Genomic DNA, 14,002 nt, shown 5'->3' with positions numbered 1-14,002 from the left:
GAACGCTCTCTTACGCCAATCGGGATGGCAAAGCACGCTCTAGCGCCTCGAACAAGGCATTTTCATCGGTTGACGCGGCCACCTTGACCTGGGCGGCGCCGGCCTCGTGCAGAACCGTGGCGACATTGGCGGACATGCAGCATTGCGGCACCGCCAGGGCCGAGATCTCGATTCCGGCGTTCCGCACGGCCTCAAGAAATGCTGCGGCACTTCGCCGCGAATAGTGCAGCACGGCCTCCACCTCGTCTCTTGCGAAAGCATCGCAGGCCGCGCGCGGCAGCGCGGCGAGCGCAACCATGCGATAGGTGGTCTGGGTCACGACCTCGAGGCCATGCTGGCCGAGATCGCCGGCGAGATCGCGCGACAAGTCGGCGCCGGCGAGATAGAGCAGCGGTCGTTTCTTCTTCAGCTCTTTGGCGCGCAAGCTCTCCAGCACGCGGTCACGCAAGGTACCCGCATCGCCCTTGGCGACGATCACCTTGGCAAAACCGAGGTCGCGCGCGACGGAGGCCGTGTGTTCGCCAACCGCAAACAGCGGCAGCTTGCGCAACGGGCTTTGCGCAAGCGTCGCCTCCACTGCGCGCAGCGCATTGGCGGAGGACACGATCACGGCCTGATAATCGACGCCGGGCTCATCGGCAGACTCCACCGGCTCGAACCGCAGCATCGGCGCCAGCAGCACCTCGAACCCGCGTGCCCGCAAGGCTTCGCCACTGGTCTCATTGTCGGGAGAAGGGCGCGTGAGCAGAACGGCCATGCCTGAAACCTTTGCGAACCCGCGCACCGTCATCCTGAGATAGTCGCGACGGCGAGCCTCGAAGGATGAACAGCCTCGCTGCGACCATCCGGCCGTCACCCTTCGAGACGGCCGCCGCGCGGCCTCCTCAGGTAACGGTGATAGAGGGAGACTCCGATGATACAAGCCGCAAACGACGATTGCACCTTATGACCGCGGAATGCTACGCGGTTGTTACGAAAAGTCCTGCGTCGCAAGCAAGAATTTTGGCGACGATTTTTGTTGAGGGTTTTGGGATTGGATCGCAACCGACCGATGCTGGTTCTGGGCATTGAGACCACCTGCGACGAGACCGCCGCAGCCGTGGTGGAACGCGCCCCTGACGGTTCCGGCAAGATCCTGTCCAACATCGTGCGCTCGCAGACCGAGGAGCATGCGCGGTTCGGCGGCGTGGTGCCGGAGATCGCGGCGCGCGCCCATGTCGACGTGCTCGATGGCCTGGTCGCCCGCGCCATGGCGGAGGCCGGTGCACATTTCAACCAATTGTCGGGCGTCGCCGCCGCGGCCGGACCCGGTCTGATCGGCGGGGTGATCGTCGGTCTCACCACCGCAAAAGCGATCGCCATGGTGCACAACACGCCGCTGGTCGCGGTGAACCACCTGGAGGCCCATGCGCTGACCCCCCGCCTCACCTGCGCGCTCGCCTTTCCCTATTGCCTGTTCCTCGCCTCCGGCGGCCACACCCAGATCGTCGCCGTGACCGGGGTCGGCGATTATGTCCGGCTCGGCACTACCGTCGACGACGCCATCGGTGAGGCCTTCGACAAGGTCGCGAAGATGCTAGGCCTGCCTTATCCGGGTGGGCCCGAGGTGGAGCGCGCTGCACGCAGGGGCGATCCCGCCCGATTTGCCTTTCCGCGGCCGATGCTGGGACGCCCGAACGCGAATTTCTCGCTGTCGGGGCTGAAGACCGCCGTGCGCAACGAAGCGAGCCGGCTTGGCGAACTCAAGCAGCAGGATATCAGCGATCTCTGCGCGGGCTTCCAAGCGGCAGTGCTGGAATCGACCGCGGACCGGCTGAGCATGGGACTGAAATTGTTCGCCGAACAATTCGGTCCGGCGCGCGCGCTGGTCGCGGCCGGCGGTGTTGCCGCCAACCAGGCCATCCGCGGCGCGCTGCAGGAGGTCGCAGCGAAGGCCGAGACCACGCTGATCATCCCGCCGCCAGCGCTTTGCACCGACAATGGCGCCATGATCGCCTGGGCCGGCGCCGAGCGGCTCGCGCTCGGCATGACCGACACCATGGACGCCCCGCCCCGCGCCCGCTGGCTGCTCGACGCCAACGCGAAAGCGCCCGCGGGTTTTGCGAATACGCGCGCGGGATTTTGAGAATGAACGGCTCGCGCCGCTTGCTCCTCCTTACCTCGCCCCGCGAGCTGGGAAAGGTCGAATTGCATCAAAGACCGGGTGAAGGGAATTCTCCGTGCACTCCTCTCTCTCCGAATATGCCGATACAGCCTGTTAGCCCAACCCTCTCCCCGCAAAGGCGGGTAGAGGGAGTTTCGGAGGCTGCCTGATGGCCTCGTACAGCTCCGTCGCAGTGATGGGGGCCGGCGCGTGGGGAACGGCGCTTGCTTCCGTTGCCGCGCGGACCGGGCGTGAAGTGATGCTCTACGCCCGCGACGCAGCGCATGCTGCACATATCGATGCCGCACGCGAAAATCCGCGGCTGCCGGGAATCGCGCTGGCACCGGGCATCGCCGTCACCAACGATCTTGCAGCCGCGGGGCGTTCCGACATCGTACTCATCGCGACACCGGCGCAGCATCTGCGCGCCGCGGTGACGCATCTTGCGCCGCATCTTCGCAAGGGCACGCCGGTGATCGCCTGCGCCAAGGGCATCGAGCACGGCACTCACAAATTCATGACCGAGGTGATCGCGGCTGCCGCGCCAAACGCGGTCCCCGCCATCCTCTCCGGCCCGAGCTTCGCCGAGGACGTCGCGCGCGGCTTTCCGACCGCGGTGACGCTGGCCACACATGAGGAAAAGCTCGCGAGCGAGCTGGTGCAGGCCCTGGGATCGCCGACCTTCCGGCCCTATCACACGACAGACGTGCGCGGCGTCGAGATCGGCGGCGCCGCTAAGAACGTGCTCGCCATCGCTGCCGGCATCGCGGTAGGCAAGAAGCTCGGGGCCTCCGCGCAGGCCGCGCTGACCACGCGCGCATTTTCAGAGCTCACCCGGTTCGGCCGCGCGCTGGGTGCGCGCAGCGAGACGCTGACTGGCCTGTCCGGCCTCGGCGATCTGATCCTGACCTGCTCCAGCCCGCAGTCGCGCAATTTTGCGCTGGGGCTTTCGCTCGGCCGCGGCGAAAACGCTCCGCCGGGCAAGCTCGCGGAAGGCGAGTTCACCGCGCCGGTTTTGGTTGAGCTCGCGGCTTCGCAAAATGTCGAGATGCCGGTATCAAGGGCGGTGGCCGCGATCCTGAGTGGCAAGACCACGATCGACGCCGCGATCGAAGGTTTGTTGATGCGCCCCTTCAAGGCGGAGGAATGAGTATGGCGTACTGGCTGGTGAAATCCGAACCATCGGTGTGGTCGTGGGACCAGCAGGTGACCAAGGGCGCCAAGGGCGAGGCATGGACCGGCGTGCGCAATTTCACCGCGCGGCAAAATCTCGTCAACATGAAGAAGGGCGACAAGGCCTTCTTCTACCATTCCAACGAGGGCAAGGAGATCGTCGGCATCGCCGAGGTGATCAAGGAAGCCTACCCCGATCCGACCGACAAGACCGGCAAATTTGTCTGCGTCGACATCAAGGCCGACAAGCCGCTACCGAAGGCCGTGACGATGGCCGCCATCAAGGCCGACAAGAAACTGGCCGAGATGGCGTTGGTGAAATATTCGCGCCTCTCGGTGCAGCCCGTGACGGCCGAGGAGTGGAAGATGGTCTGCAAAATGGGCGGCCTGTAAGCCAGCGCGATCATCGATTCGTACAGTCGTTCGGCGGCGCCTCGCCTGCTAGGCGGTCGGTCATCCAGTTCACCGCCGCCATCGTGCTGGCCTGGGCCGCTCGGCCGTGACCGATGTTCGGGAGCATCATCAGCCTGACCTTGCTGCCGGCCTTGCAGAGCTTGCTCATATAGTCGCGAGTGACGTCGGGGCGGATGATCTTGTCGATCGTCCCCTGGGCCAGGAAGACGGGAATCTCCGGCGGCAGGGCGCCGGGCGTGTTCTTTTCCAGCAGCGCGTGCCAGGGCTCGACATTGGCCGGCTTGTCGACGGTGAGGAAATGCTGCTCAAGCGGCTTTTCGGTTCGCTGTCGTTCGATCAGGTCGAAGGGACTTTCGATGCATTCCCGCGCGAGGCGATCGACGGTGGGCATCGCGCGCGGATCGATGACCTCGTCGATCGGCGCGTCGTAGACGCGATGCCATGACCACAGCGTCATCGCCGTGATGTTCTTGCCGCCAACCGAGTCGATGTCGTCATTCATGAGCGTGACGAGATCGGTCGCTGGTGCTGCGGCCGCCACACCGAGAAGCGTGAGCTCCGGCGCGTAAGTCTTCGCGAGTATCCCGGTGAAGAGCGCGGCCTGCCCGCCCTGCGAATGACCCCACACGACGAAGCGTTTGCCGCCACCAGAACCCGGCACGGTGCCCGCAACCCGCACGGCATCGATGACCGCGCGGCCTTCGCTGTCGCCGACGAGATAGGGATGGGTCTGGGGCGTGCCGAGGCCGGGATAATCAGTCGCGGCGACGACGTAGCCACGTTGAACGAACGAGCGCAGGCCCTGGATCTGCTGGAAAAGGAAGATCGCGAGCGACGGCGCGCAGCGCGGCGTGATGCCGGTGGTCGGATGCGCCCAGGCGATGATGGGGCGGCCGTCAGCCGGCGGCTCGCCGGGCGGCACCACGACGACGCCCGAGACGAAGATCGGCTCGCCTTGCAATCCGGTCGAACGGTAAAGCACCCGATAGGCGGCGGCGCCAAGCGGCGCCCCATCGATGCGCTCCTGTCGAACCAGACTACCGGGCTCGCCGGCAAGCATGGATTTCGGCGCATCATAGAACGAGCCCTGCGCCGACAAAGGACTGATGCCAGCAGAAAGCGCCAGCAACCCGGCGACATGCGCCAGCCAGCTGCGCGCCCGAAAGCCTGCGGTGAGGCGCGCCAGGGTGAGCCGGTTCATGGCTTACATTCCATATAAAATTTCCAAGGCGCCGGTTGCGCGGAGCGCGATCACGACGCCATCGGCGGGGAGGTAGACCTTCTCCAGCTTGGCCGAGGCGAGGTGTCCTTCCATCCGGTAACCGTCCTTCAGCCGACGAGTGAGCTTATCGTTCGCGGCATTCAGCAAGTTCTGATAGGCAACGTCGTAATCCACGCTGATCTTGTCGCGCAATTGCGCGATGATCGGCGTAATGACGTCGTTGATGTCGGCATTGTCGGTGGTCAGACCGAGATCGGAAAGATGGACGGCATGGCCGTCCGCATCGACCTGAAGCGCGCCTGACAGATAGAACCGCTGCCCGCCATTCGCGCCGACATCGCCGGCCTTGGTCAGATGCAGGCCGATGATGAGCTTGCCCGACGACGGATAGACATCGACATCCCCGACCGACATTCCCGCAATGGGCGTCACCGCTGCGAGCGCCTCGTTGATCTTGTCCTTGAGCACATCGTAGCCGATGCGGATGGGAAGGATCACGTCAAACGCACCGGGACCGCTGACATCGTGGCCGAACGCCGGCAATGCCGTCGCCGTTGCGGCCGGCGCGCTCTGCCCAACGGAGGTTTCCGCCCTTCCCGCGAATTCCAGTGAGCCACGCAGGACATGACTGTCCGCCCGCACGCCGGCGAAAGCGGCCGACTGCGGTGTCAGCTGCAGCCAAACTTGCGGACTGTCAGAGAGTTGGATCGGCTCAAACGCGTGGCGCCAGGCGGTTGCCGCCTTGTCATGCAGATCGAGCCGCCGGGCGGCGGCAAGCGCACGCGACCTGACATGGGCCAATTGCGCGCGAATCCGGGGCTCGGCATATTTTGCCAGCGGAATTTCGCGCCCGAGCACATGCAGAATCGGCGGCTCGCTCCAGCGGAAGCCGTCGCTGAAATTCAGATCCAGCGACCAGTCGCGGCCAAGCTCGGGGCGCGCCTCGGCTTCGACTGTCGCGCTCGCTTCGGTCTCACCATGGATGCGTGCAGTGAAGCGGTTCGCGCCCTGCCCCTCCAGTGCACCATGAATCGGCACCGAGCCGTAAACGCGATCGCCGCGACCATACAGCGAGACCGGGCCGGTGCGCTCGACATAGCCCCAGACGTCGCAATTGGCGTTGACCCGGAAGATCAGCACCCGGCGATGCACGCAGTTCACACGATCGTCGATCGTGGCGAGGCGTCGAGGAATGTCCTTGCCGATCTCCTCCGCCAGCGCCGGCAAGCCGAACTCGATCGTCGCCGAAATTCGCGAGTCCGTGGAAAATTGGGCAACCGTATCCGGCGCCAAAGCCGGCTTGTCCGCCGCAAATGAGACCGAACAGAGTCCAACGAGACCGAAAGCGGCAAGTGCCGCGCGGGCCCATCGGTCAAAACGGATGGTGCGGGCCGTCACGCGAACAGCGGAAATGAAAGCCATGATGGAATGACCTCGAAGAATATGTATTACCTCAAGAAATATCTGGGCGCGACCGCCACATCGGCGCGCGCCGGTACGGTGAGCATTCAGACGCACGACACACGCGGCTCCCCCTACACTGCTCTCATTGGCAATTGGCTTGAGAAGAGGAAACGGGCCACCGGTAGTGAACCTCAGGCACGAATCTGTCACGGTTGTGGAGACGCACCCCCAATCCCTTGCAAGTTGCGCGAGACGCCGCCACTATAGGTTGTCTAGGAGTGACGCATGGCAAGAAACTATGGGATGTATCCCATTCAAATGGATGGAAGTTGGAGCCTTGAGGATCTTTATAAGTTTCCCCGAACATACGAGCAGGCTTATTTCGCGCTGGACGCATTGATTCCTTCGGATGGTCAGGTTGACCTTGATCGTATTGATCGAGCCTTTAAAACGTTTCCCTGGCAGGGCGGATACAGCGCGGTCAATTTCTACAATCAGCTAAAATATGCCACTCCGATAGGGACGAGGCCGACGGTCCTATCAATCCGCTATGCCTCCCCAGGCGTCATCAGCTTAGCCCTCATTCTGGAACAGGCGCAAATGCTGGCTGCGATCGTCACTGCCGTGGCTGGCTCGGTCGCTGCTTGCAACGCACTTTACAATCAGATCATGAACGACCTTCAGCGCCGCAAATTGTTGCGCATCGAGGTCGAGAAGGCAAGAATCACGCTAAGCCGAGAAGAGCTGAACCTCATACGCGAGTACAACAAGGAGATGGCCGAAATACTGAAGATTGGCACGCCCGATGTGCTCGATGAGCGTACAGGAAAACCACTTGTTTCATTAAAGATCCTGCTGTCGGTTTATCGCCGGATTCGGACATTGGCTGAGTATCACAACCGACACAAAGCCGTTCTCCCGACTAAGGTGCCTCCAGCGGCACGGTTACCCCCACCCGCACAAGACGATCTCTTCTGATCGCCTTCATTGAGCCCCCAAAAAGAGACGTGAATATGGGCAAGAACTCTCCCGCAGAGCAGATATGGCGAGCTAACGTGGCCGTACCCGGTGGTGGCCACACGCTTTACCTCGATCGTGAGCAAGCAGAGCGCTATCGCGCCGATCCTGACGCCTACGCAGCCTCACAATTCGGCTTGAGCAAGATGGAGTACTTGCAGTGGGTCGACCTTGATGGAGCGCCACTATGTGGTCACCGCACCAAGGGTGGAGACCTGTGCCGCAACATGACGGGCGGATATCAGTTGAGAGCTGGCAAATGGAAGGCACGACACCGGAAGCTTTTTTGCACATCTCACGGTGGAGAACGTTCTGCCAACCGATAGGATAACAGCTGACCATAGCCTGACCGCCTTTCTCGCTGCGTGATAGATAACCCGGTGGCGGCCCCTACGCTCGATAAGATTGAGTAGAGGGATCCAAAATGGGCGGCAAGCCCCAACGGCTGCCCGAAGGCAAGCTCAAGCTGGTCGCCGTCAGGGGAGCGTTTGATCAGTTCCATGCCGTAGCTCAACTTAACAGAGCCGTGCCGCTCGTCGAAATCTTGGATGGCACTACTAGCTATTAGGCAGGTTCAAGTCTCGCCGCCGCGCCAAAGTTATTGCTTCTTGTTCTTGGTGGCCCGCCCCGGCTTGGCAACAAGCAACTGTGTCGACGAGACGACCGTAATCGTCCGCGAAGCCCTGGTTAGCGCAACGTAGAGGTCATTTCGGCTCAGCTTCTCCGGAGCAACTATGACAGCGTGATCGAACTGCATGCCCTTCACAAGCAGCGTGCTGCCAAGGGATCGTTGCGCCAATCGGCGCCCGGCATGGCGCATTTTGTGCTGCACTTGCCAGGCCGCTTCATCCAAACTTGGCTGCTCCCCGCTTATGACTAGCTTGAGTGTTTTTTGAAGCGCCGACAGCAACTCCCTACGAAAGACGACTACGCCTGATTGCCTCCGGAGACCTTCCAAAAGTCTGTGGGTATGAAAGAGATCGTCGGATGTAAGAATATCGAGAGCCGCTCGTTCAAGCTCTGTCGGCTTGTTTCTCGGATTCCAGCCTTCCGAGCGACGAACAACTCGCTCTTCGAACGCAGCCCTCTTGATTCCGGTCATCGTGCTGGCCGCAAATTTTAGCACCAAGGCCAAACGCTGCTTCGCTGAGCAAGTTTCGATCGCCTGGAGAAAGTCGCCAAGCGTTTTGCAAGCCACCGGTTCGATCGCACAACATTTCATCTTGCTTGCGAGAGAGCCACGCACCACCTCACTTGCCTTGTCGCCGATTACGATGAGTGTTTCTGAGGCTTTGACGCTGGGCTGCCGGCTAGCCTTTATATTCGCTTTAAGCACGTTCTGTTGACCGGACGATTCGGGTGTAATGCGAACAACACAGGCAGGAGCTGCGGCAAGATTGACCCGATTTGACGCCTCCAGCTCCTCGCGGATATCGATCAGCCACCGTCCCAGCTTGTCGTTCTTTACCCTTTTCCACCGCCAAGGCTCACTCAGCGTGCCAATCGGCGCAAAATCAGCCGTGACAGTCGTCCAATCCACCAATTGTTCATTGCGAAAGCCGAAGATCGCTTGCAGATGGTCGCCAAAAATACACGTTGGCAGATGCTTCGACAGTGCGACGATCAGCGCGTGCTGCTGGACGGTGCAGTCCTGATATTCGTCGACCAGAACCCTCTCGTATGAAGCCTTCAGCACGCTGGTTATGAAGCCACCCTGGATTAGCCGGGCCGCAGCTTCATAGACGGCAGACCATTCCTCGCCTCGAGGTTCGCGCACTATGAGGCCCGACCTCCGCGGGAAGGCTGCAGCAAATCTCAATGACCACCCGGCGATAGTTTCTAGGTCCGCTTGCGGAAGCCTGACGCCCTTGTTCTTCATTCGCGTCCGAAGCGAGTCCACGCCAGCGAGGGTATGGGTGAGAACGAGGCATTTGCCGGGACCACTTGCCGCCTTCACCACATCGACAATGCAGTCGGTTTTGCCGCAGCCTGCTGGGGCAACGACGCTCCCCAGCCTGCAGCTATGGACCGCGTGAACGAGCCTCTCATTGCTCACGGTCCACCCAGGTGCGGATTTCGGCGATGGTGTCTGGGAATTTTCCCTTTAGACGGTCAAGTGAGGGGCCAACATGTTTAAGGCCGATCCATTCCGCAAGACTAATGTCCTTGAACCATCCACGCTCACGTTCCCGCTCACGTTCATCCTTCTGTTCTCGCGCTTTTTCTCGTGCTTTCGCCAGTTCGCCGAGGACCATGCGGACATCAGGACTATCTGCAGCACTTTCAATCTCAGAGAAGGTCGCGAACTTCCTGGCCGGGAGCTTTCTGTTGAGGCGGTCGAGAATCGATTGTTCGTCAGCTTGAGTGACAGCTGCAGCTTTGATGAGATTGACAACCGAGTGTGATGGCAGGTCCCTAAAGAGATGGTCTTCCGTTGCGTGGCCATCGGCCCAACGGAAAACCGTTACACCAGCAGACCTAAGCTCGTTCAGGATGTTGCTGTCTTTGGGGTCACGATCGCTATCGAGCAGAAGTCCCACACGATAGCCGAGAGAGCAAAAATAGCCTGCCACGTCGGGTGCCTTGTCGACACCACCACCAGAAACGGCAACAACGCCGGCGGTAGAGAACGGCAATCGGTCTTTTGTTACCCAGAAATCGTCAAGGCCGCGGACAAGGCCAACTTCTGTTTTCCCTTCACACACCAGAATGGCAGGTGCCAAATAGGCCTGTGGGTTAGCCCTAGGTTGGGTTTGTACGTCAAACTTTTTGTAGGGCTTATTGGCCGGTGAGATCGTGACATTACCGCTCTTGGGGTCGCGCCTGACCACGTTTAGTTCGGCTACACTCAGCTCCTGCAGCACAACAGAAGAGTGCGTCGTTAAGAACACCTGAGCCTTCGTTTTGCCATTGACCTCTTTCAATTGCCTCAACAGCCTGGATATTCGATGGGGCTCCAACCCATGCTCGACCTCGTCAATTAAAGCCACCGATGCATTGGCCATGGCGTAATCTTGCAAGGCCGCCGTAAACAATCGCGACGACCCGACGCCCAGTCGCCGGAGCGGAAGATCGCCATCATGAAGTGAGATGCCACCACCAGTGAGACCTAAAGCTTGAACATCAAGCATAGCGTGGAGCTCATCGCTGACCGGAACGCCGAACCGTTGTGCGGCCGCCTTAGCCTGCGCGATGGTATCTGCAAAGAAGGTTCTAGAGTCCTTCGAGAACTCTTGCCTTGCAACACGTGCTGCTTCGGCCATGACGCCACGCGATGCAGCAGGCCCCTTTTTTGTGATCCGATTTAGCACCGACTGACGTCCCCAACTCAGATGCCGGTTTGCGTAGGGACCTAGGCGACTTGGTGCGATGTCCTGCCGATCATGAAAGGCCAAGGCCCGAGTAGGGGCGCCTTGTTCGACTCGTTCGTTAAAGAGCGTCCATTCCCCTTCAAGGCTTTGATCAACGGTTAGTCTGATAGAGAGCACATCTTCGAGCCCGTGACCTTCGTCTGGCTCATCTTCTAGTTTCTTAACCGCCTCGTTCCAGCCTCTCAGGTAAGGCCCGTACCGATCTTCCTTCAGAAACTCAGAAGGCAAATCTCCGATCGTTACGGTGATAGTGATCGGGTTGGCCTTCGGGTTTACTCCGAAGAAATCCGCATCATCAAACGTAACGCCGTTTCGCGCGACAAAGGCCAGCTCTATAGCATCGAGCACGCTCGTCTTGCCCGAGTCGCCCGGTCCGATCAGACAGTTCGTGCCTACTGACGGATTCCAAAGAAGTCGTTTGATTCCACGAAAGTTGGAGACTTCAACCTGAACTATTCGCAATCGTCACCCCCGCTGCCAATGGTAAGGTTAGCACGGTTGCGCAACCATTGGTAGTTTTTCTGCCGTCCCGACGAAACTGACAATCTGGTTGCTTTGCACGTTGCAACAAGGCAGGCCTCACCGCCGAGCCGAACCCGCACGTCACGCAGGCTTTCCTGGTCTCCTCGTTCCCCTTTCGTCTGCTCTACGCGCGGCCTCGATTTCGGTCATGGGTCGGCTTGGGTGCCACTTTGAATCTCCATTAGCGCAGACGGTAGGTCGAGTTTTCCTGGCGACTGGTGCTGAGGAGTGCAAGCGCATTGGCGCCGAATCGTAAAATCGCAAGGCCAATCAATTTGCCGCGCGTTCAATATTTGTGGCAGGGATGGCTGTTTCGACAACAGCGAGATCGGCGCGGACTTCGCGATCGATCGGGCTTCGGGGCGCGACCGCGCAAGATGCGGCGGCCGGCTGCAACCGGGAGTACAGGGTCGGTCGATCGGCACCATATCCGTTTAGACACGGCTACATCAAGAGATATGCGCGACACGCGTTCTGGCCACGGGTCCTGAAACGCGTCCGCAAGCAATGCCTGTCCAACCGAGAAGCTTCGGCACGAACCGATTTTGCCCGTCGCGTTAATGTGCCGCAGACGCGCGGCTTGCACCGTCGGGCAAATCAGGCGCACCTCTTCGGGCGTCCCGCCTCTCTTGCAGAGGGACGTATCGCGATCGTCACGACACGTGAGGCGGAGATGCGGTGGACGTGAAGGTGCTGACTGACGAGCGGCACTCTTCGCGGACGGCGAAATCGTGTGGTCCTGGCGCCCCAAGGTCTGGCGCCAAGTTGGCGATGATGCTTGCGCATCACGCCGACGACGGTGGCAAACGGGATGGTTCACCGAGGAGAGCGCGTATAAGCCGTAAACCACTGCGCAGGGAAGGCCGGTGTGATCACCGCCGTACCTGTGGTTTTCGCGCTCGCGCAAATCTTTTCTGCGCGAGGGCCCCGGGTGCAGCGGCCACCCGGCCTTCCCTGCGCCCTCTGTTCTCGATGAGGGTACGACGATGCAAAAACTCGGGCGAATTCCGTCGCGAGAATGCTGAGCTGCGTCGACGGCCTTGGCATGGCCCATCCTTCGAGACGACGCTGACGTGCCTTCTCAGAATAACGTCGTCACGGTGGCTCTCGCTGCTGGACCGTGATGGTGAGGAGGCGCGCAAGCGCCACCAACGAGGTGCTGCATACCGTTTCAAATATTGAAAGCAGAAAGCTACGCCGCAGCCGCGGCAACCACCTGCGCCAGCAACTGCTCGCGCCTGGTCTGCGAGCGGCAGCCTTTCATCGTGGCGGCGAAACGCTCCAAAATGCCGTCCTCGAACGCGGTGACGATGGTGTCGTGCACGTAGCTCTTGCGGCAGATCGCCGGCGTGTTGGAGAGCTGGTCGGCGGCGGCGCGGATGGCATCCAGCACCTGCTTCTTGCGGCCGCGGGCGCTTGCCGCCGGTGTGATCCGCGACAGCGATTCCAGCGCGACCGCAGACGCCATCAGAGTGCGGAAGTCCTTCAGCGAAATCTTGATACCAGCGATGTCGCGCAGGAAGGCGTTCACTTGCGTGGTGTTGACCGCGCGCATGACACCGGCACCATCGCGGAACTGGAACATGCGTTTTCCCGGCAGGCCGCGCAGGATGCCGATGGCACGAACGAGCTTGGCCGCGTTGCATTCCTTGCGCACCGCCTTGCCACCCTTGGCCTTGAAGGTCAGGACGACGGCGTCGTCCTCGATCGTGACGTTCGACTTCAACAGCGTCGAGGCGCCGCGGGTGCCGTTCAGCCGCGCGTAGGATTCGCTTCCGGGCCGGATCGCAGTGCGCGCGATCAGCTCGATCACGGCGGCGAGCGCGAATTCCCGGGTCGGCTCTTCACCGGACAGGATCGCCGAAACGTTGCGCCGGATCTTTGGCAGCGCAGCGACGAGTTTGGCCAGGCGGTGCGCCTTGCGCTGCTCGCGCACCTTCTCCCAGTCCGCATGGTAGCGGTATTGCAGCCGGCCCGCGGCGTCGATACCGACGGCCTGCAGGTGGGACGCGGGATCGGGCGAATAGCGCACCTTGCGATAGGCCGGCGGCACCGCCATCGCATGCAGGCGGCGGATGGTGCGGGCATCGCGGATATGCGAGCCGTTGGCGCGGACGAAAGAATAGCCCTTGCCGCGCTTGATGCGGCGGATGGTCAATTGGTTCTGGTCGCCGAGCCGCAAACCGAGCTCTTTGGCCAGCGCTTCGACCGAAGCAGCGCCGCTGAGAGGGGCTTTGATGGGGGCCGGTTTGGGCCCGGGTTTCGGCCACTGGCCGAGGGCAACGGCCAAAGCCACTTCCGGATCGGCCGCACGCGGCCGCGACGCAGCAAGATTCTGCTGATCCATCATAGCTTTAGACGCCTTGCTCCTGTTGTCCTGTCAAACGCCGGTTTTTATCGCTTTGTTCCGGCGGGGCCGCTAGGGCCATGGTCTGGCCATTTAGGGGCTTCGTTTTCCCATTGCGAGTCAGAATCTGGCGATCAACGGTTGCCAAGTACCGGTCATGGGAGGTATTCGCCCGCTAACCTTGACGGTCGGTCGCGGCAGAAGCCGGCATCCGAGCGGTCGCGGAAAGCCGAGCGCCGCCATGGCGTGGCTGATCGCGCCTCTTTGATCCCGCTCATGTCACGCCTCTCCGAAGGTCTTAACTGTTCCGCTTGTCGGTGCTGCTCAGCCCGACGCATAATCGGAAATCCAATCAAAAGACGGCAGCCGGAGGCTTTCGCTGGCTGCAT

11 protein-coding genes are annotated in these 14,002 nt (G+C 61.2%); 5 read left to right on the top strand and 6 right to left on the bottom strand.

The genetic code is table 11. The features are described 5' to 3' along the window. Window positions 1–10: 10 nt before the first annotated feature. Window positions 11–757, bottom strand: coding sequence for a uroporphyrinogen-III synthase (locus tag A3AI_RS0107805; RefSeq protein ID WP_024515050.1), 747 nt, complete (start codon window positions 755–757; stop codon window positions 11–13). A gap of 294 nt (window positions 758–1,051) precedes the next feature. Between A3AI_RS0107805 and tsaD the strand changes: the two genes are divergently transcribed. The 3 genes from tsaD to A3AI_RS0107790 all read left to right on the top strand — a co-directional run bounded on the left by tsaD (window position 1,052) and on the right by A3AI_RS0107790 (window position 3,709). Continuing rightward, window positions 1,052–2,125 (top strand): tRNA (adenosine(37)-N6)-threonylcarbamoyltransferase complex transferase subunit TsaD, encoded by a 1,074-nt coding sequence (tsaD, locus tag A3AI_RS0107800; RefSeq protein WP_024515049.1) that lies wholly within the window; start codon window positions 1,052–1,054, stop codon window positions 2,123–2,125. Between the two features lie 187 nt (window positions 2,126–2,312). Then, window positions 2,313–3,293: an NAD(P)H-dependent glycerol-3-phosphate dehydrogenase gene (locus A3AI_RS0107795; RefSeq protein ID WP_024515048.1), complete on the top strand. Its 981-nt coding sequence runs from the start codon at window positions 2,313–2,315 to the stop codon at window positions 3,291–3,293. A gap of 2 nt (window positions 3,294–3,295) precedes the next feature. Further along, window positions 3,296–3,709 carry an EVE domain-containing protein gene (locus A3AI_RS0107790; RefSeq protein ID WP_024515047.1) on the top strand — a complete coding sequence of 138 codons (414 nt, stop codon included), beginning with the start codon at window positions 3,296–3,298 and terminating at the stop codon, window positions 3,707–3,709. A 10-nt stretch (window positions 3,710–3,719) separates the two neighbouring features. Here the strand turns inward: A3AI_RS0107790 and A3AI_RS0107785 are convergent, their stop codons facing one another. Then, window positions 3,720–4,931 carry an alpha/beta fold hydrolase gene (locus A3AI_RS0107785; RefSeq protein ID WP_051382319.1) on the bottom strand — a complete coding sequence of 404 codons (1,212 nt, stop codon included), beginning with the start codon at window positions 4,929–4,931 and terminating at the stop codon, window positions 3,720–3,722. A 3-nt stretch (window positions 4,932–4,934) separates the two neighbouring features. Next, a complete protein-coding gene (locus A3AI_RS0107780; RefSeq protein WP_024515045.1) occupies window positions 4,935–6,374 on the bottom strand; it encodes a DUF4403 family protein in 1,440 nt (479 codons plus the stop codon). 267 nt (window positions 6,375–6,641) lie between these two features. Here A3AI_RS0107780 and A3AI_RS0107775 point away from each other — a divergent pair, with 267 nt between their 5' ends. Both A3AI_RS0107775 and A3AI_RS47305 read left to right on the top strand, forming a co-directional pair. Beyond that, window positions 6,642–7,334, top strand: a complete 693-nt coding sequence (locus A3AI_RS0107775) for a hypothetical protein (RefSeq protein ID WP_156927675.1) — start codon at window positions 6,642–6,644, stop codon at window positions 7,332–7,334. Between the two features lie 463 nt (window positions 7,335–7,797). After that, complete coding sequence (locus A3AI_RS47305; protein WP_156927674.1) at window positions 7,798–7,941, top strand: hypothetical protein; 144 nt, start codon at window positions 7,798–7,800, stop codon at window positions 7,939–7,941. Between the two features lie 30 nt (window positions 7,942–7,971). Here the strand turns inward: A3AI_RS47305 and A3AI_RS0107765 are convergent, their stop codons facing one another. The 3 genes from A3AI_RS0107765 to A3AI_RS0107755 form a co-directional block, all read right to left on the bottom strand. Next, complete coding sequence (locus tag A3AI_RS0107765; RefSeq protein ID WP_024515043.1) at window positions 7,972–9,429, bottom strand: UvrD-helicase domain-containing protein; 1,458 nt, start codon at window positions 9,427–9,429, stop codon at window positions 7,972–7,974. Then, entirely contained in the window at window positions 9,419–11,206 is a 1,788-nt protein-coding gene (locus A3AI_RS0107760; protein ID WP_024515042.1) for an ATP-dependent nuclease, read from the bottom strand. The genes A3AI_RS0107765 and A3AI_RS0107760 overlap by 11 nt, the downstream gene beginning before the upstream one ends. Before the next feature lie 1,252 nt (window positions 11,207–12,458). Beyond that, entirely contained in the window at window positions 12,459–13,616 is a 1,158-nt protein-coding gene (locus A3AI_RS0107755; protein ID WP_024515041.1) for a DNA topoisomerase IB, read from the bottom strand. Window positions 13,617–14,002 lie beyond the last annotated feature (386 nt).

Source organism: Bradyrhizobium sp. Tv2a-2 (genome assembly GCF_000472425.1).
GTDB lineage: Bacteria > Pseudomonadota > Alphaproteobacteria > Rhizobiales > Xanthobacteraceae > Bradyrhizobium.
This window is presented reverse-complemented; position numbering and strand designations above follow the sequence as displayed.